Annotated in this window: 20 protein-coding genes and 3 tRNA genes; 15 read left to right on the top strand and 8 right to left on the bottom strand. The window is 67.9% G+C overall.

Annotated elements, in window-relative coordinates; all coding sequences use genetic code 11:
• Nucleotides 1–2: 2 nt before the first annotated feature.
• Both ftsH and HD600_RS08280 read right to left on the bottom strand, forming a co-directional pair.
• Entirely contained in the window at nt 3–2,018 is a 2,016-nt protein-coding gene (gene ftsH / locus HD600_RS08285; RefSeq protein ID WP_144794645.1) for an ATP-dependent zinc metalloprotease FtsH, read from the bottom strand.
• A gap of 68 nt (nt 2,019–2,086) precedes the next feature.
• A complete protein-coding gene (locus HD600_RS08280; RefSeq protein WP_184282907.1) occupies nt 2,087–2,758 on the bottom strand; it encodes a TetR/AcrR family transcriptional regulator in 672 nt (223 codons plus the stop codon).
• Between the two features lie 73 nt (nt 2,759–2,831).
• On the opposite strand from HD600_RS08280, the gene HD600_RS08275 reads away from it, so the two are divergent.
• Nucleotides 2,832–4,274, top strand: coding sequence for an MFS transporter (locus tag HD600_RS08275; RefSeq protein WP_184282905.1), 1,443 nt, complete (start codon nt 2,832–2,834; stop codon nt 4,272–4,274).
• Nucleotides 4,271–4,774 carry a hypothetical protein gene (locus HD600_RS08270; RefSeq protein WP_144794640.1) on the top strand — a complete coding sequence of 168 codons (504 nt, stop codon included), beginning with the start codon at nt 4,271–4,273 and terminating at the stop codon, nt 4,772–4,774. The genes HD600_RS08275 and HD600_RS08270 overlap by 4 nt, the downstream gene beginning before the upstream one ends.
• On the opposite strand, the gene hpt is transcribed toward HD600_RS08270, so the two are convergent.
• On the bottom strand, nt 4,765–5,316 hold the full coding sequence (gene hpt / locus HD600_RS08265) for a hypoxanthine phosphoribosyltransferase (protein ID WP_184282903.1): 552 nt from the start codon (nt 5,314–5,316) through the stop codon (nt 4,765–4,767). The genes HD600_RS08270 and hpt overlap by 10 nt on opposite strands.
• 85 nt (nt 5,317–5,401) lie before the next feature.
• Here hpt and HD600_RS08260 point away from each other — a divergent pair, with 85 nt between their 5' ends.
• The gene (locus tag HD600_RS08260) at nt 5,402–5,989 is read left to right on the top strand and encodes a DUF937 domain-containing protein (RefSeq protein WP_184282902.1); all 588 of its coding nucleotides are present in this window, start codon (nt 5,402–5,404) and stop codon (nt 5,987–5,989) included.
• 19 nt (nt 5,990–6,008) lie between these two features.
• Here the strand turns inward: HD600_RS08260 and tilS are convergent, their stop codons facing one another.
• The gene (gene tilS / locus HD600_RS08255; RefSeq protein WP_184282900.1) at nt 6,009–6,998 is read right to left on the bottom strand and encodes a tRNA lysidine(34) synthetase TilS; all 990 of its coding nucleotides are present in this window, start codon (nt 6,996–6,998) and stop codon (nt 6,009–6,011) included.
• 63 nt (nt 6,999–7,061) lie between these two features.
• Between tilS and HD600_RS08250 the strand changes: the two genes are divergently transcribed.
• Together HD600_RS08250 and ppa are read left to right on the top strand one after the other, a co-directional pair.
• Nucleotides 7,062–7,673: a TMEM175 family protein gene (locus HD600_RS08250; RefSeq protein ID WP_338402187.1), complete on the top strand. Its 612-nt coding sequence runs from the start codon at nt 7,062–7,064 to the stop codon at nt 7,671–7,673.
• A 43-nt stretch (nt 7,674–7,716) separates the two neighbouring features.
• Nucleotides 7,717–8,208 carry an inorganic diphosphatase gene (gene ppa, locus HD600_RS08245; RefSeq protein WP_144794633.1) on the top strand — a complete coding sequence of 164 codons (492 nt, stop codon included), beginning with the start codon at nt 7,717–7,719 and terminating at the stop codon, nt 8,206–8,208.
• 69 nt (nt 8,209–8,277) lie between these two features.
• Here the strand turns inward: ppa and HD600_RS08240 are convergent, their stop codons facing one another.
• A complete protein-coding gene (locus HD600_RS08240) occupies nt 8,278–9,696 on the bottom strand; it encodes a peptidoglycan DD-metalloendopeptidase family protein (protein ID WP_338402186.1) in 1,419 nt (472 codons plus the stop codon).
• A gap of 206 nt (nt 9,697–9,902) precedes the next feature.
• Here HD600_RS08240 and HD600_RS08235 point away from each other — a divergent pair.
• The 5 genes from HD600_RS08235 (at nt 9,903) to HD600_RS08215 (ending at nt 11,003) form a co-directional block, all read left to right on the top strand.
• Nucleotides 9,903–9,975, top strand: a tRNA-Glu gene (locus HD600_RS08235).
• A 27-nt stretch (nt 9,976–10,002) separates the two neighbouring features.
• Nucleotides 10,003–10,076 (top strand) — tRNA-Asp (locus tag HD600_RS08230).
• 72 nt (nt 10,077–10,148) lie between these two features.
• Nucleotides 10,149–10,221 (top strand) — tRNA-Phe (locus HD600_RS08225).
• Between the two features lie 207 nt (nt 10,222–10,428).
• The gene (locus HD600_RS08220) at nt 10,429–10,737 is read left to right on the top strand and encodes a hypothetical protein (protein ID WP_184282898.1); all 309 of its coding nucleotides are present in this window, start codon (nt 10,429–10,431) and stop codon (nt 10,735–10,737) included.
• 41 nt (nt 10,738–10,778) lie between these two features.
• The gene (locus HD600_RS08215) at nt 10,779–11,003 is read left to right on the top strand and encodes a class I SAM-dependent methyltransferase (RefSeq protein ID WP_184282896.1); all 225 of its coding nucleotides are present in this window, start codon (nt 10,779–10,781) and stop codon (nt 11,001–11,003) included.
• A gap of 153 nt (nt 11,004–11,156) precedes the next feature.
• Here the strand turns inward: HD600_RS08215 and HD600_RS08210 are convergent, their stop codons facing one another.
• Together HD600_RS08210 and HD600_RS08205 are read right to left on the bottom strand one after the other, a co-directional pair.
• A complete protein-coding gene (locus tag HD600_RS08210) occupies nt 11,157–12,050 on the bottom strand; it encodes an NAD(P)-dependent oxidoreductase (RefSeq protein WP_206705708.1) in 894 nt (297 codons plus the stop codon).
• A 106-nt stretch (nt 12,051–12,156) separates the two neighbouring features.
• Complete coding sequence (locus HD600_RS08205; RefSeq protein ID WP_184282894.1) at nt 12,157–12,579, bottom strand: MerR family transcriptional regulator; 423 nt, start codon at nt 12,577–12,579, stop codon at nt 12,157–12,159.
• Nucleotides 12,580–12,633: 54 nt separating this feature from the next.
• Here HD600_RS08205 and HD600_RS08200 point away from each other — a divergent pair, with 54 nt between their 5' ends.
• Nucleotides 12,634–13,494, top strand: coding sequence for an alpha/beta fold hydrolase (locus HD600_RS08200; RefSeq protein WP_206705707.1), 861 nt, complete (start codon nt 12,634–12,636; stop codon nt 13,492–13,494).
• Here HD600_RS08200 and soxR read toward each other — a convergent pair.
• The gene (gene soxR / locus HD600_RS08195) at nt 13,491–13,937 is read right to left on the bottom strand and encodes a redox-sensitive transcriptional activator SoxR (RefSeq protein ID WP_338402185.1); all 447 of its coding nucleotides are present in this window, start codon (nt 13,935–13,937) and stop codon (nt 13,491–13,493) included. The genes HD600_RS08200 and soxR overlap by 4 nt on opposite strands.
• 109 nt (nt 13,938–14,046) lie before the next feature.
• On the opposite strand from soxR, the gene HD600_RS08190 reads away from it, so the two are divergent.
• The 4 genes from HD600_RS08190 to HD600_RS08175 are packed head-to-tail and all read left to right on the top strand — an operon-like array spanning nt 14,047 to nt 17,433.
• A complete protein-coding gene (locus HD600_RS08190; RefSeq protein WP_184282890.1) occupies nt 14,047–15,447 on the top strand; it encodes an MFS transporter in 1,401 nt (466 codons plus the stop codon).
• Complete coding sequence (locus tag HD600_RS08185; RefSeq protein ID WP_184282888.1) at nt 15,447–16,100, top strand: LysE family translocator; 654 nt, start codon at nt 15,447–15,449, stop codon at nt 16,098–16,100. The genes HD600_RS08190 and HD600_RS08185 overlap by 1 nt, the downstream gene beginning before the upstream one ends.
• A complete protein-coding gene (locus HD600_RS08180; protein ID WP_184282886.1) occupies nt 16,097–17,017 on the top strand; it encodes an EamA family transporter in 921 nt (306 codons plus the stop codon). Before HD600_RS08185 ends, HD600_RS08180 begins: the two co-directional genes overlap by 4 nt.
• Complete coding sequence (locus HD600_RS08175) at nt 17,014–17,433, top strand: hypothetical protein (RefSeq protein WP_184282883.1); 420 nt, start codon at nt 17,014–17,016, stop codon at nt 17,431–17,433. Before HD600_RS08180 ends, HD600_RS08175 begins: the two co-directional genes overlap by 4 nt.
• The last annotated feature ends 14 nt before the right edge of the window (nt 17,434–17,447 follow it).

Raw genomic sequence — 17,447 nt, 5'->3', positions numbered from 1 at the left:
GATCAGGCCGTCGCCGGGCGCGCCTGCCCAGGAGCCGGTGCGCCGCCGGTCGTTCCGAGGGCGGATGCGGCGTCCGTCGAACCGTCGACGGACGCAGCGGCATCCGCGGGGATCACGCGCGTCGGCATCTCGATCGGAGGACGATCCGAGACGGGGCGGTCGTCACTCGACAGCCACAGCGGACGCTCGGGGAGCTTGCGCACGTCCTTGAAGATGTCGGCGATCTGGTTGTGGTCGAGGGTCTCCTCTTCGAGCAGCGCCAGCGCGAGCCTGTCCAGGATGTCGCGGTTGTCGCTGATGACCTGGTACGCCTCGTCGTGCGCCTGTTCGATGAGCGCGCGCACCTCGGTGTCGACGCGCTCGGCGACGGTCTCCGAGTACTCGCGGCCGCGGCCCATGTCACGCCCGGCGAACGGCTCGCCGCCCTCGGAACCGAGCTTCACGGGGCCGAGGAGCGTGGTCATGCCGTACTCGATGACCATCTTGCGAGCGATGCTCGTCGCCTTCTCGATGTCGTTGGATGCCCCGGTGGTCGGGTCGTGGAAGACGAGCTCCTCGGCGACACGGCCGCCCATGGCGTAGGTGAGCTGGTCCTGCAGCTCGTTCCGCGTGACGGAGTACTTGTCGTCGACGGGCATGACCATCGTGTACCCGAGAGCCTTACCGCGCGGGAGGATCGTGATCTTCGTCACGGGGTCGGTGTAGTTCATCGCCGCAGCGGCGAGCGCGTGACCGCCCTCGTGGTACGCGGTGATGAGCTTCTCGCGGTCCTTCATGACGCGGGTGCGACGCTGGGGACCGGCTATCACTCGATCGATGGCCTCGTCGAGGGCGCGGTTGTCGATGAGCTGCGCGTTCGAACGCGCAGTCAGCAGAGCCGCCTCATTGAGGACGTTCGCGAGGTCCGCACCGGTGAAGCCCGGGGTCTTGCGCGCCACGACTTCGAGGTCGACGCTCTTCGAGAGCGGCTTGCCCTTCGCGTGCACGTTGAGGATGTGCAGACGGCCCTTGAGATCCGGAGCGTCCACACCGATCTGCCGGTCGAAACGACCGGGGCGCAGCAGTGCGGGGTCGAGGATGTCGGGACGGTTGGTCGCCGCGATGACGATGACGTTGGCGTTCGGGTCGAAGCCGTCCATCTCGACGAGCATCTGGTTGAGCGTCTGCTCGCGCTCGTCGTTGCCGCCGCCCATGCCGGCGCCGCGGTGGCGACCGACGGCGTCGATCTCGTCGATGAAGATGATCGCCGGGGCGTTCTCCTTGGCCTGTGTGAACAGGTCGCGGACGCGGGAGGCACCGACACCGACGAACATCTCGACGAAGTCCGAACCCGAGATCGAGTAGAAGGGTGCGCCGGCCTCACCTGCGACGGCGCGGGCGAGGAGGGTCTTACCCGTTCCTGGAGGGCCGTACAGCAGCACGCCCTTGGGGATGCGGGCGCCGATCGCCTGGAACTTCGCCGGGTCCTGGAGGAACTCCTTGATCTCCTCGAGTTCCTCGATGGCCTCATCGGCACCGGCGACGTCGGCGAACGTGACGGTCGGCGTCTCCTTGTTGACGAGCTTCGCCTTCGACTTGCCGAACTGCATGACCTTGCCACCGCCGCCCTGCATGGAGGAGAGCAGCCACCAGAAGAGCAGACCCAGCAGCAGGAGCGGGAGGAGGAGCGAGAGCAGTCCGTCGAACCAGGTCGCGCGCGGCACGACGTCGTTGAAGCCGTCCTTGGGGTCGGCGGCGTTGATGGCCTCGACCACCTCGTCGGCGCGTGCGTCGACGTAGTAGAACTGCACTTCCTTGGCGTCTTCGAACGCCTTCGAGAGGGTCATGTCGACGCGCTGATCACCGTCGGTCGTCGTCACCTCGGTGACGGTCTGACCGGCCAGGAGGTCCAGACCCTGCTGGGTGGTGATCTGCTTCGGAGCACCGAGATTGGAGATCAGCAGGAACCCGCCGAACAGCAATACACCGATCAGCACTACGTACAGCAGTGGGTTCCGGGTGATCTTCTTCGCGTCCATGATGCGTTCAGCGTATCGCGCGGGTCCTTGGCCCCTGCTGTGATTCGCCCACGGCGTACCCCTCGGATTCAGCTCCGCGCATCGATGATGCCGGCCTCGACCAGCGCTCGGATGCCGTCCTCGAAGGTGTCGCGGACGGCGATGGACGGCCAGCGCGCGCCGATGGACGCGAGATGCGGCAGCGCCTCGGGGTCTCGTCCGGCGAACCCGGCGCGCTGCGCGCGTTCCTCCGGCGTCGCATCCTGCGAGTGCGCGAGGACGAGGATCTGGCCGACCGTGAAGTACCAGATGTTGCGGAAGAGCCACACGGCCTCCTCCTCGGAGCATCCGCCGTCGATCGCGGCGCCGAGGATCACATCCACCACCCACACCGAGGCGTCGCTGAGCATGCCGAGGAAGCCGTCCGTCGTCAGCACCTCCGCGACCCACGGGCACGCGAGCAGCGCGTCGCGCATGACCCGGGCGGCCGCGACCGCCCGCTCGCGCGGTGCGGTGGGGAGTGCGGGTCGCGGCACGGCGCCCAGGTACTCGTCCAGCAGCAGCACGAGCAGATCCTCGCGCCCCTGCACGTGGTGGTAGAGGGTCGTCGTGCCGATCTCCATCTCGGCAGCCAGCCGCCGCACCGTCAGCCGATCGACGCCGTCCCGCTCGATGAGGCCGCGGGCGGCATCGAGGATGGCGCGCGTCGAGGTGACGGCGGGGCGTCCGGTGCGCCGACCGGTCGGAGACGAACGAGGCATCCACCCATCATCCCCTGTCCACGCATCCATCACGGGGTTGCGGGTCGGGCATCACCCTGTTTACTTTAGGAACATGTTCCGTAAGTCGTCGTCATCGAACATCTCCTCCGCATCCGCCACGCTCGCGGCTGTCGCGGTCGTACAGTTCACGGTCTCGCTCGACCTGTCCGTCGTGAACGTCGCCCTCCCTCGCATCGCGGACGGGCTCGGCTTCACCGATGCGGCGGTCACCTGGGTCATCCACGCTTACGCGCTCGCCTTCGGCGGGTTCCTCCTTCTCGGTGGGAAAGCCGCCGACATGTTCGGACGCCGACGGATGCTGCTGGTGGGCCTGGCCGTGTTCGCCGCCGCCTCGCTCGTCGGCGGCCTCGCACAGACGCCATGGCATCTGCTCGCGGCCCGCGCTCTGCAGGGGGTGGGCGCAGCGGCTGCGGCTCCGGCCGCCCTCGCGCAGCTCACCTCCGCATTCCCCTCCGGCGCCGCCCGGGCACGGGCGTTCGCCGTCTGGGGCGCGGTCAATGCGGCGGGCGGCGCCATGGGAGTGGTCGTCGGAGGCCTGCTTACGGAGTACGCCGGGTGGCGCTGGATCATGTTCATCAACGTTCCGATGGCGCTGGCCGCCATGCTCCTCGCGGCCCTCCTACCCCGGGACGAGGGCTCGAGACAGGGCCGCCCTGACGTGCTCGGGGCGATCCTGGCGACCACGGGCGTCGGCGCGCTCGTCTTCGCCATCGTCCGCACGGACACGGCACCGGTGGCATCCGCCGAGACGATCGGTGTCCTGACCGCCGCGGCCGTCCTTCTCGCTCTGTTCGTCCTCGTCGAGCGCCGCACAAGGCGGGACCCGCTGGTGAGACTGGGCCTGTTCCGTCTGCGCAGCGTGTCCGGCGCGAACCTCTACAACCTCCTGCTCGGCGCGGCGATGGCCGGCGCCTTCTACCTGCTCTCGATGCAGATCCAACGCGTCATGGGCGCCGGGCCGGCCGCGGCGGGTGCGATGTTCCTGCCGTTCGCCCTCGGCGTCGTCGCCGGTGCCGCGATCGGCGGTCGCCTGCAGTCCCGGCTCACCCCTCGCGACCTGCTCGTGATCGGGGCTGTGCTGGCGGGTCTCGGGTTCTGCTGGTTCACCGGCGCCGGCGCATCGGCCACCTTCGTCGGGAACGTGCTCGGCCCCTCCCTCGTCACGAGCGTGGGCTTCGGCCTCGCGCTCGGTCCGGTGGTGTCCACCGCGACCGCCGAGGCACCCCCGCGCGACGCCGGCATGGCCTCCGGGCTGCTCAACACATCTCGACAGATCGGGGCATCGCTCGGACTCGCGGTGATCGGCGCCGTGGCGCACGCCCGCGTCGACCCCGCCTCGTCGGCCCAGGAGATCGCCGTCGGTCACGCATCGGGATTCGCCGTGTGCGCACTCGTGCTCTTCGCGTGCGCCGGTATCGCCCTCGTCCTCATCCCCCGCACCATCCACCGAACACCGACGGCGGACACGCCGCCGTCAGAGAGGAAGGAATCATGATCGACTCGACCGCTCGTCACCGCGCATCCCTCATCGCACTCGCCGCCGGCTTGCTGAGCACGGTCGTCGCATTCGTCGTGCCGCTGATCGACGTCACGACGGGCGACACTCTCGCCGCGCACGTGCGCGCCGGGTACCCCGAATACTCGGAGGCGGAGATCTCCACGGTCACCACGTCATGGCTGTGGGTGATCGGGATCGTCGCCGCGATCAGCGCGGTCGGATGGCTCATCGCCCTCGCCGGCACAGCACGACACAAGCGCTGGCCGGTCTACTTCGGCGCCGCCGCCCTGGTCATCGGCATCCTGCTCGCGCTGACCATGATGTTCATCCGCGACATCTCCGACGACACCGGCCTGCCGCTGTCGCTCAGCGCGATCCAGCTCCTGCCCTGCATCGCCGGCGCGGTCGCCGTCGCCCTGCTCGCAGGACGCCGGACGCCGAATCCCACCCGGATGCGGAGCGAGCGCTTCGCTGTTGGGGGCGCAGGTCAGCTGTAGACGTGCGGGGCGAGGACTGCGACGTCGCGCAGGTTGCGGTAGCGCTCGTCGTAGTCCAGCCCGTACCCCACGACGAAGTCGGTCGGGATGTCGAAGCCGACGTACTTGCAGTCGATCTCGACCTTGGCCGCCTCCGGCTTGCGCAGCAGCGCGAGCACCTCGATGGACGCGGGGCCCCGCGACTCGAAGTTCTCCAGCAGCCAGCTGAGGGTCAGGCCGGAGTCGATGATGTCCTCGACGATGAGCACGTGCTTGCCGTGCAGGTCCGTGTCGAGGTCCTTGCGGATCTGGACGACACCGCTGGACTTCGTGCTGGAGCCGTAGCTCGACACGGCCATCCAGTCCATCGGGGCGTGGATCGGCAGGGCCCGGGCGAAGTCCGCCATGACCATGACGGCCCCCTTGAGGACGCCGACGAGCAGCAGGTCCTTGCCCTCGTAGTCCTTCGTGACTCGGGCGGCGAGCTCTTCCAGCTTCGCCGTGATCTCCTCCTCTGTGACGAGGATCTTCGAAAGGTCGTCCTGGATCTCAGCCGCGCGCATGTGTCGATTTTAGGTGACGGATGCTGTGCGTTCCGCACTACTGTGAGGATCGAGCGGGCGCAGCCCCCAGACGGAAGGATTTCCCATGGCCCTTGACGACATCCTCGCGCAGGTTCCGATCGACGACATCGCCGCCAAGTTGGGCGTCTCCCCCGCCGAGGCGAAGACGGCCGTCCAGCAGGGCGGGGCGGTCCTGCTCGGCGGACTCGCGAAGAACGCGCAGAGCGAAGAGGGGTCCGCCGCGATCCAGAAGGCGCTTCAGCGCCACCAGGGCCCCAAGTCCGTCTCCAGCGTCGACGAGGTCGACGAGAAGGACGGCGGCAAGATCGTCGGCCACGTGCTCGGCGATGACGCAGGCACCGTGGCGGCGAAGCTCAATGCGTCGGAGAAGACGCCGGGCATCGACTTCGGCAAGCTGCTCCCGATCCTCGCCCCGATCATCATGAACCTCATCGCGAACAAGAGCTCCTCGGGCTCCTCCGGCGGAACCTCGACCGGGAACGCGCAGTCCGGCGGCGGCATCGGCGACATCATCGGCGGACTGCTCGGCGGCGGCAACTCGAACGGCGGCGGCATCGGCGACGTGCTCGGCGGCATCCTCGGCGGCGGGTCGTCCTCGTCGGGCGGCGGCATCGGTGACCTGCTGGGCGGCCTGTTCGGCGGCAAGAAGTAGCAGCAGCGGCGCGCGCGGATCAGTGCGCGGTGAACACGATCCGCGCGCCGCGGCGGGCGGCCGAGCAACCCGGAAGGTCGATCGGTCCCTGCCCCGTCCAGTCGGTGACGAGGCGAGCGACCTCGAGGGTCTGCGAACGGCTGAGGCTCGCACCGAACTCGCTGTGCGCGACGAGCCGGATGATCCGGTGACGCAGCGCCGCGGGGTTCGCGGCGAGCGCGGCCACGCTCACGGAGATCCCCGCTTCGGCGTGCTCGACGATGTCCTCGATGGTCTCGTGGATCATTTCGTCGAAGGCCTCGGCGTCCTCCCGCAGCTGCTCGGCGGTGCGGGCGAGCGCCTCGGCGACGCCGGGGCCGAGTTCGGCTTCGAGCACCGGCAGCACGTTCTCGCGCACACGGACCCTGGCGTATCGGTGCTGGGTGTTGTGCGGGTCGTTCCACGGCGAGAGTTCGGATGCCGCGCAGAAGGCCTCGGTCGTCGCGCGGCGGACGCCCAGCAGCGGGCGCAGCCAGACCGTGCCGTCCTCGTCCTCACGGCGGGCCGCCATTCCCTGCAGGCTCGCGGTCCCCGACCCCCTGGCGAGTCCGAGAAGAACCGTCTCGGCCTGATCGTCGAGTGTGTGACCGAGCAGCACCGCGGCCGCGGCTTCCTCGGCCGCGATGGCCCGCAGCGCCGCGTATCGGGCCTCACGCGCCGCCGCCTCCGGCCCGTCCGCATCGGCGCGCACCTCCACACGCCGGACGCGCGAGCGGATGCCGAGGGCCTCGGCCTTCGCCGCGGCATCGGCGGCGGCATCCGCTGAGCCCTCCTGCAGAGCGTGGTCGATCGTCGCGCTGATCAGGCGGATCCCACGGCTCCGCGCCTCGAAGGCGGTCGCCGCGGCCAGCGCGAGCGAGTCCGCACCGCCGGAGAGGGCGACGATGACGGCGGCGCCGTCCGGGAGGTCGGCCAGCGCCGGGCGGACAGCACGTCGGATCTCGGCGATCGCGGGCGAGAGTGTGGGCATCCCCCCACGCTACGACAACGCCGAGGCCTACCGCTGTCGGGCGTGCAGTCCTATTCTGAGCGCGTGAGCGCGCCGACGGAATTCGCCCCCGAGAGGATGAAGGCGTTCGTCGATGCGGTCGTGGCGATCGCGATGACGCTGCTGATCCTCCCGCTGCTCGAGGCGGTCTCCGAGGCCTCGGACGAGGGGACGAGCACCGCCGAGTTCCTGGCGCAGCACTCCGGACAGCTCCTCAGCTTCCTGCTGAGCTTCGTCATGATCGCCATGTTCTGGATGGAGCATCATGCGCTCTACCAACACGTCGAACGCATCACGACGCCGCTGCTGTGGATCAACGTCGCGTGGATGCTGACGATCGTGTGGCTGCCGGTGCCGACGTCCATGCTCGGCCAGATGTCGGGGGACCCGCTGCAGGCGTTCCTCTACATCGGAACCCTGACCATGACGCAGGTGTCGACGCTCGCCGGCAAGCTCTACTTCCTCCGGCATCCCGACTGCATCGATCTGGATGCCGATGCGCTGCGTCGAGGGGCGAGCGGAGACATCGCGGCCATCATCCTGTTCGCCATCGCGTTGCCGATCGCCGCATGGGTGCATGTGATCGGGTATTTCGCGCTCGTGCTGATCGCGTTCGTCGGGCCCCTGGAGAGATTGCTCCTGCGAGCGCGCGGGTAAGCTTGCTCCCGCATCCACCCCGTCTTTCCTGAGGAGCACACGCATGGGCGCACACGACGCCGTCATCGAGATCCCCCGCGGCAGCCGCGTCAAGTATGAAGTCGACCACGAGACCGGTCGAGTCCACCTCGACCGGGTCCTGTACACGACCTTCGGCTACCCGGCCGACTACGGCTACTTCGACAACACGCTCGGCGAGGACGGTGACCCGCTCGACGTGCTCGTGCTGCTCGACCACGCCATCTACCCCGGCGTCGTCGTCGAGGTCCGCCCGGTCGCCGTGCTGAAGATGAGCGACGAGGCCGGCGGCGACGACAAGCTCGTCGCCGTGCTGTCGAAGGACCCCCGCTGGGCGCACATCCAGGATGTCGGCGACCTGGCCGAGTACACGAAGAAGGAGATCGCGCACTTCTTCGAGCACTACAAGGACCTCGAGCCCAACAAGTGGGTCAAGGTCGACGAGTGGGGCGACGCCGCGGAGGCGCAGCGCATCCTCGACGAGGCGATCGCCCGTTTCGGCGAGCAGGGCCACTGACCCTTTTCACGAAAGAGCCCTCGGTCCGCGTGATGCGGCCGAGGGCTTCTTCGTGCGCGGATCGCGGCGTCAGACCGAGATGCCGCGCGCTGCCATGAAGTTGATCGGGTTCGTATAGGCGCCCCAGATGTAGACCTCGAAGTGGAGGTGGCATCCGAAGGAACCACCCGTGTTCCCCTCGTAGGCGATGACCTGCCCGGCGTTGACCCACTGCCCGGAGCGGACGGCGAACGAGCTGATGTGGCCGTACCCGGTGCCGATGCCGCCGCCATGCTGAATGCGGACGTAGTTGCCGTAGCCGCCGTACCATCCGGCGTAGTCGACTGTGCCGGACTGGGCGGCGAAGATCGGAGTGCCGCACCCGGCGGCGAGGTCGACGCCGTAGTGCCAACTGGAGGCGCAGCCGTTGGCGTTGCACTGGGACTCGCGCGGCCCGTAACCGGAGCTGCGCCATCCGCCGTGCGGGCGGACCCAACCGCCAGAGCCGGCTGCAGCGCCACCGCCGCCTCCGCCGCCGCCACCGCCGCCACCGCCGCCGCCGCCGCTGTTGTTCTTGGCGGCTTCAGCGGCGCGACGTGCAGCCTCTTCTGCGGCGCGGCGCTTGGCTTCTTCGCGGGCCTTGCGCTCGGCCTCGCGGACGCGGACACCCTCCTGGTAGTCGGCGACCGTCTTGGCGGTCTTGTCCTTGAGAGCGGCGAGCTGGGCCTCGAGCGTGCTGAGATTCGCGGTCTGCTCGTCCAGCGCCGCCTGAGCGGCCTCCGCCGCCTCCTGCGCGGCGATCATCTTCTGCTCGGCGACCTGCTGCAAGCGGTCGCGCTCCGTGCGGGCGACGACGGCCTGGTCGCTCAGCGCCTGCGCGGAGTTCCGGGCGGCGACGGCCTTGTCGTAGACGGACTGGTTGAACCCGAGCAGCTTGTCCATCGTGCCCAGGCGCGAGAGCAGCTCGTCGGCGTTCGCGGCGGAACCGGCGAAGAAGAGCTCGAGGGCGGTGTCGTCGCCTCCGTTACGGTACAGCTGCGCGGCGACCTGGCCGGCCTTGCGTGCGGAGTCCTCGGCGAGCTTCGACTGGGCGTCGGCCTGCGACTGGAGGTCCTCCGCCGTGGCGATGGCGGCGAAATACGCCTGCTGCGCTTCGTAGTATTCGTTGCCTGCGGCCTCCGCCGCGGCCTGTGTCTCGGCAACGCGCTGGGTGAGCGACTGGATGAGCCCCTCGATGCGAGAGATCTCGGCGGCCTTGGCCGCCTGGTTCTTCTTCGCGCGTTCGACGTCGTCCCAGCTGGGGTACGAGGCGGCGTATGCGGCGTTGACGCCGGTGCCGATGCCGAATGCGCTGAGAGCGGCGACGCCCAGGGTGCCGAGGCCGAGTGCGTTGCGGCGGGTGAGCGCGCCCTTCTGCCAGAAGGTTCGCTGCTCGGCGGCACTGGGCGCGCAGTTGCAGTCATCGCCGGCTGCCAGCGCAGCATCCATCGGGGACAGTTCGGAGTTCACACGGCCCCTTCCACCGAATTCACACATGACACACTAACAACATCTTTAACATCCGCAACAGAAAATGGTATGCAGCGGGTCGTGTGCGCTCTTCATCGTCCGCCCGAAACGCCCGGGCGGCGCGGAGGCTCGCCCTCGATTGGTGTTTTGGTCGAGATATCCCTTATGCTTGAGCGTCGGCAAGGAAGTCCCCCGGGACGTCCTTCGGCCCCATCGTTTAGCGGCCTAGGACGCCGCCCTTTCACGGCGGTAGCACGGGTTCGAATCCCGTTGGGGTCACTCCATCCGATACAATTTAAAAAGTATGGCCCTGTAGCGCAGTTGGTTAGCGTGCCGCCCTGTCACGGCGGAGGTCGCGGGTTCAAGTCCCGTCAGGGTCGCTCTATGCGACGGGCCCTTTTTTCGAAGAGGGCCTTTCGTCTAGGATGCGGCAGTTTTACGATGTGCCGCATGGCTCTGTAGCTCAGTTGGTAGAGCGCACGACTGAAAATCGTGAGGTCACGGGATCGACGCCCGTCGGAGCCACAAGGTCGATCATTACAGTCGGCCCAGAAACCCTCGCCTAGCTTCTACATGGCGGGGGTTTTGCTTTGCCCTCCGCGCCTCCTCTTCCCACGCGCCGCCCGTCCCGCGGGTCGTTGAGCGAGCGCAGCGAGACGAAACGCGCTGAGCGAGCGCAGCGAGCCGAAGCGTCACCCCCACGCACTCCCCCCGGTTGATACCCTCGACCACATGTTCCTGGCCGGTCTGCTCTCTGCGATCGCGGGAGTCGCGCTCTTCCACACCGCTCTCGCCAGGACCGTTCGCGCCAACCCGTCGACGGAGATCCCGTTCTCCCGAAACCCGGGAACAGCACCGGCCGGATCGATCGCGATGCGCGCCGTCGGCGCCGGCCTTATCGTCCTCGCTGCCGCGCTCCTCAGCACCACCGCCTGGTTCTGGCCCTTCATCGTCATCCTCGCCGGCCCTGTCGCAGCACTCGTGGTCATCCTGATCCACAACAACCGCGTCGCCCGAGGACGTCTCGCCGGGAACCGCTGACCACCGTTGCGTTCGACGTCGCGCACGGGGACGATATCCGGATGACGGATGGATCCGCGGCGCGATGGAACAACAACATCCACTATCACCGCCGCATTCTCGACGCCGTTCCTCCGGGCGCCCGCACCGCCCTCGACGTCGGCACGGGGAACGGCCTCCTCGCGGCCGACCTGCACCGCCGCATCCCGCAGGTGACGGCCATCGACACGGACGCCTCCGTGCTCGAATCCGGAACGGTGTCTGCGGCACCAACGTCGAGGCGCTGACGGTCGATCTGCAGGCGCTGATCCCCGAGCTTGGCTACCCGTTGCTCACCAGCGATGGCTCACCGGACGAGGCCATTTTCGATCTGCTTGAGTATGCGGCTCAGCGGCTTAGCTAGCCGGTCGGTCGGTCGGGTTCATGCGATCCTTCTCGAATCACCTCCCGTTCTCGGAAGATGTCTGTCGCGAACCGAGAAGTTCGAACAAACTGGAAAAGCCTTCGTCGCCGTGCCCGTCGGCAATTCGGCGTTGCATGAGCGTTCGCACCTCGCGCATGCGGGTCGTGTCGACACTGGCTGCTTCGCGATGATCGATCAAGTCGTCCATGAGGGCGACTTGCACGTTGAGGTCGCCGAGGTCTGGGGCGTAGTCGCCGCTCGCGATGGCGGCACCGAACATGGAGACCAGTGGCGCGTACCCAGTCATCGTTTCTGCAGCACGAGCGGCGAACTCCTCAACATCGACGCCCTCGGTGTGAACGAGCTGGAAGGTGTGCAGCAGGCCGATCAGAAACTCGTAGCCGATTGCTACCTGAGCCATGAACTCCACGGCAGCGAGCCCGGCATCTTCGCCGTAGAAGGTCGCCGTGCCGAGTTCTTCGATCGTGGAACGGTGTGCGTCGAAAACGCCCCGATCACCACTGAGTGAGACCTTCATCGATGCGGTTCCGGCATACGACGGGTCGCCGAGCAGTGCGCCGCCGATGTACTTTGCCCCGTGCTCACGAGCCCACTCGGCGTTGTGCCTCGCATCCGCGGGCGAGCCGCTCGTGAGGTTGACGATGACCGCGCCGGCAACAACATGGGTGATGCTATTCAGCACCTCGGTTACGGCAGTGCGATCGAGTAAACTCATGACGGTCAGCGGGCTGGCGGCGACCGCTTCTGCTGCCGCTGTTGCAACGATCGCGCCTTTCGCTGCCAACGGGTCGGCTTTGGCCGGGGTGCGGTTCCACACTGTCGTGCGGTAGCCCCGCTCGATCAAGGTGCTCGCGAGCGCAGAGCCCATCGATCCCAGCCCCAGAACAGTCACAGCATTCTTCGTCATCATCGAACGTTCCCTCTCGTGAACAAAACCAAGATGACGTGCACGCTAGGACCTCAAGTGCGCTTGAGGTCAAGGGGGGGGCAACCGAGATCGCCGGATGCGCTGCGGGCTAGGCGCCGTCGGCCGCGGGCCGTCCGGCGGGCGCTCCTCCCGTCGCCGCGTGCGGCGACGTCCGGGCGTACTCCGTGCACGCCTCGCATCGGGTGAGGAGGTCGTGCGTGCAGCCGATGACGTGCTCGAGGAAGCGCTCGGCGGCTTCGAGCCCGGCGCGCTGCGCCCGGATGCGGAGCAGCCTCGCCCCGATGACCTCGGCCCGGCTGGCATCGTCCCGCGTGAGCACCGCCCGGATCTCGGGCAGGCTCATGCCGACGCCCTGGCAGGCCCGCACGACGTGCGCGCGACGGAGGTGCTCCTCCGTGTACTCCCGGTGCCCGGACGCGGTCCGATCCGGAACGACGACCCCGGAGGCGTGCCAGTGCCGGAGCACGTGGGCGGCGACCCCGGTCCGTCGCGCGGCCTCGCCGATCTTCATGCCGACCCCCTCCCGCTTGACTTCAGGTCGACCTGAAGTTCTAGCGTGGAACCCATGATGCCACGCGAGATCCCGCTGTCCGATCCGGTGCCCGTCGTCGTCGACGGGACGACGATCGCCACCCGCGTCCTCGAACCGGCCGGGCCCGTGAGCGGCGAGGTCGTCCTCTGCCACGGGACCCCCTGGTCCTCGCGGGTGTGGGACCGGGTGGCGCGCGATCTCGGCCGGCACTCCCGCGTGTTCCTCTGGGACATGCCGGGGTACGGCGGGTCCGCGAGCGGGCCGCCAGTGGCGGTGGACCTGCGGTCGCAGGCACGGCGGTTCGCCGGGCTCTGCGAGGCATGGGGGCTGCAGCGGCCGCACGCCGTCGCGCACGACATCGGCGGCGCGGTGGCTCTCGGGGCGCACCTGCTGCACGGCATCGAGTACGCGGACCTGTTCCTCTGGGACGCGGTCGTGCTCGACCCCTGGGGCTCCTCCTTCTTCCGCTTGGTCGCGGAGCACGCCGACGTCTTCGCCCGGCTGCCGCCCGAGCTGCACGCGGCTCTGGTCAGGGAGTACATCGCCGGGGCGATCCGGCAACCGGTGCCGGCCGAGGACGTCGATGCGCTCGTGCGCCCGTGGCTGGGCGGAGGGCAGGCCGCCTTCTACCGGCAGATCGCCGCGCTCGACCCCGCCGACACCCGCCCGGTGGCGAGTCGCCTCGGGGAGGTGCGGTGCCCGACGCGGATCGGCTGGGGCTCCGACGACCCGTGGATCCCGATCCGACAGGCGTACGAGCTCCGGTCCAGGCTCCCGGGGCTCCCGGAGGTGGTCGAACTGGCGGGGGTCGGGCACCTGGCGCCCCTCGAGAGCCCGGACGCGGTCTCCGCCGCTCTGGGGGAGTGGCTCGCCGGATCGCCGCGGCGCGGCTAGATGCGTCGGGGGCCAGGGCCCTCAGCGGCGAGTTCGTCGTCAGCGTTGAGGAGTCGGCATGCGTTGAGGGAGAGGCAGCCGCAGCCGATGCACCCGGTCAGTTCGCGCTGTAGGTTTTCGAGTTGCTTGCGGCGTGCGGCGATTTCCTCGCGCCAGAGTTTGGCGACGCGCTTCCAGTCGGCCTGCGTTGGCGTGTCGTCGAGTGGGAGTGTTGTGAAGACTTCGCCGACCTGGTCGAGTGAGATCCCGAGGCGCTTTGCGACGACGATCAACGAGATGCGGCGGATCATGTGGCGGCGGTAGCGTCTCTGGTTTCCTGCTGTTCGGGTTGAGCAGATGAGTCCGAGCTGCTCGTAGAAGTGCAGGGCTGAGACGGGCACGCCTGTGCGGCGTGAGACCTCGCCGATGGCGAGCAGGTCTTCAGGTTCCACGAACGTCTCCACTTCACTTGACCTCGAGTCTACTTGAGGTATTAGCGTGGCGACAATCGAGCTTTCACGGCACTTCGCGGCAGCGATGGGCCGCTCCATCCGACTCGGCGATTGGAACGCAATGACCGACAGCACACCAGTACAGACCGGCACGGGAACATGGCGCGAACTGCTCACAGGGCGCAACGCGCCCATCGCTCTCGTGCTCGCCGGTGGCGTGCTCATCGAGGCGAGCAACGTCTACCTCACCACGAGCCTCCTGCCCACGATCGTCGGCGAGATCGGTGGAATGGAACTCTACGCATGGACCATGACGGCGTTCCTCTTGGCCTCGATCGTCACCTCAATGCTCGTCAGTCGCGTACTCATGCGCTGGGGCGCGACCGGCGCGTATCTCATCGCGCTCGGCACATTCGCGCTCGGCTCGCTCATCTGTGCTGCGAGCCCGACAATGCCGGTGCTTCTGACAGGTCGTGCTGTGCAGGGTCTCGGGGGCGGGCTCCTTGCCGGGCTCGGCTACGTCATGCTGCAGCGCGCGCTCCCCGAACGGCTCTGGGCGCGTGGCGCAGCGCTCGTCTCTGCGATGTGGGGTGTCGGAAACATCCTCGGCCCACTCGTTGGCGGGCTGTTCGCACAGTTCGGTGCCTGGCGGCTCAACTTCATCTGCCTCGCCGGCGCCGCAGTTTTGCTGAGCTTCGTCGCTATGAAGGCGCTTCCGCGCACCGAGCGTGGTCGCTCCGAGGAGGTCGTGCCGTGGGTTTCGCTCGGCCTCGTCGGCAGCGGTGTCATCGCGATCGCGATTGCGAGCGTTCTGCCGGTTGGCCTGGGCACCGTGCTCGCTTTCGCAGCGGGCGTCGTCCTTGCTCTGCTCTTCATCGCCTACGAGAAGCGCAGCACGAAAGGCATTCTGCCGCGGATCGCATTCGACCCCCGTTCACCGCTGGCCGCGGTGTACCTGACCGTCGCCGTTTTCGCCTTCGCGATCGGGACGGAGGCCTTCGTGCCACTCTTCGGGCAAGAGATCGGGCTCATGGGCCCGCTCGTTGCCGGGCTGCTCGGTGCGGCGCTCTCGTTCGGATGGTCGATCGTGCAGGTGTTCTCAGCCAACGTTTCGAGTGCAGCGGCCCAACGGTCACTCATTGTCGTCGGCCCTGTTGTCGTCGGGCTGGGGCTCGCCGCCTACGGGGCACTGCAACTCAATGGGCCATCTGTGACCGTGCTCGTGTTGTGGTTCGTGACGCTCTTCTGTGCAGGCAGCGGTATCGGCCTGGCATTCCCGCACCTCACGGTCGCCGCGCTCGGCAGCACAACGGATGAGGACGAAGGCGCGAAAGCGGCCGCCGCGATCAACACCGTGCTCATCATCGCGCAGGCGTTCAGCGCGACCCTAGCGGGCATGATCGTGAACTTCGCCCTGCCCGACATGGTGCATGCGGCCCGCACGCTCATGTTCACGTTCGCCGTCATCGCGATTGCGGGCACGATCTTCTCACGCCGCGCGGGCCGCGGGATCGAGGCCTGATGCCCGAAGCATCCGCAGTTCTTGGCATCGCGATCGTGGCGTTCGGCATGGCGCTGACGCCGGGGCCCAACATGATCTACCTGGTGTCGCGCACACTCTCGCAAGGAACGCTCGCAGGGTTCGTCTCGCTCTGCGGCACTGCGCTGGGTTTCGCCATCTACATGACAGCGGCGAACCTTGGCCTCGCGGTTGTCTTCACGCTGGTGCCGTGGCTGTACACAATCATCAGGATTGCCGGTGCGCTCTACCTGCTGTATCTGGCGTGGACCGTGCTTCGCGGCAGCGCAGGGCTCTTCGAACCCGCACAGATTCCGCGCGACTCGAAGCGTCGCCTCTTCGGCATGGGGCTCGCAACCAACCTGCTCAACCCCAAAGCTGTCATCTTGTACGCGGCCCTCATCCCGCAGTTCATCGACCCGGCGCGGGGCAATGTTGTCGTGCAGGGCTTCGTGCTCGGGGGCGTCCAGATCGCGGCCAGCATTGTCGTCAATAGTGCGTTCATCTTGAGCGCCGGCTCGATCGCGCTCCTGTTGCAACGTCGACCGCGTTGGGCCGTGTGGCAACGTCGCGTGGTCGGCGGGGCACTCGCAGGAATCGGCATACATCTGCTGCTCGATTCACACGCTCCCGTGAGTGCGGGGGCGGCCTCATGAGCACGCTCGAGCGCACGCGGACCGAGGCAACCCCGCGAATCCGAATCGGATGGGTTTTGCTCACTGCCTTCGCGCCAATCGTGTGGGGTACGACCTATATCGTCACGACGACGCTCTTGCCGCCTGGGCATCCGATGTTTGCCGCCATGATGCGTTCGCTGCCCGCGGGCCTCATTGCGCTGTTGATCTCACGCCAGCTGCCGCACGGAGTATGGGTGCTGCGCAGCTTCGTGCTCGGGGTGCTCAACATGGGGGCGTTTTTCCCGCTGCTGTTCGTGGCGGCGCAGAACCTCCCGGGCGGTGTTGCCGCCACGCTCGGCGCGAGCCAACCCATCATGGTCGCCTTCCTCACGGTGGGCATTCTGCACCAACGACTCTCGGGGCTCAGCCTGCTGTGGGGCGTCATCGGAGTCGTCGGTGTGGGGCTTGTCGTCCTGGGGCCGGGCGCGGGAATGAACGCTGTCGGCGTTGCCGCCGGGCTAGCGGGCGCAGCATCGATGGCTGTTGGTGTCACGCTCGCGAAGAAGTGGGGGCGCCCACCGGGAGCATCCGCCATTGCGTTTGCCGGGTGGCAGCTCACAGCCGCCGGCCTCATGCTGCTCCTCCCCGCACTGCTGATCGACGGCGTGCCGACAATCGACGCGAAAGCCTGGCTCGGGTACGCATGGCTCGGCATTGTTGGCGCCTTGCTTGCGTATTCGCTGTGGTTCGCGGGCATTCGCCAACTTCCCGTGACCGCGACCGCCCTGCTCGGTTTGCTCTCACCCCTTGTCGCTGCGCTCTTGGGTGCTGTGCTGGCAGGCGAGTCGCTCACACCCATCCAGCTCGTGGGGTTCGGACTCGCGCTCGCGGCAATGGTCGCCGGCCAACTCACTGCGAAACCAGCCAGTCTTCCGCCCCCGAAAGGATCACCATGACTACGCAACTCTCAATCCCCGCCGTCATTGGGGCCACCGAAAATGCGCTTCGCGCACTACTGCTCACGACCCTCGCTTCGACGGTGATCGCGAGCTACGCCGAGTGGGTCGTGCTCAACACCGTGAGCGCAGCCGGCACGGATGCTTCGAGTGGGCAGTGGCGTGACGAAACCGCCCGCGCTCTCAAGACAGAGATCGAACCCATCGAGGCAGCGTTGCGTGAGCGCGGCCTGATCGTGGGTGAGACGCAGCTGAGCGACGACGGCTTCGAGGCGCTGGTTGCCGCCCGCCGCGCCGTCGGCGCGGCGACGGCTTCACTCGTCGAGGGCATCAGCGAGTCTGATGTCGCAGCAACACGCCGTGTCTTGGCCACCTTGCGTGAACGCGCCGAGGCGCTTGTCAGGGTCCAGTCGTGATAGCACCCGTGGCA

The sequence above is a fragment of the Microbacterium ginsengiterrae genome (assembly GCF_014205075.1).
Lineage (GTDB): Bacteria > Actinomycetota > Actinomycetes > Actinomycetales > Microbacteriaceae > Microbacterium > Microbacterium ginsengiterrae.
This window is presented reverse-complemented; position numbering and strand designations above follow the sequence as displayed.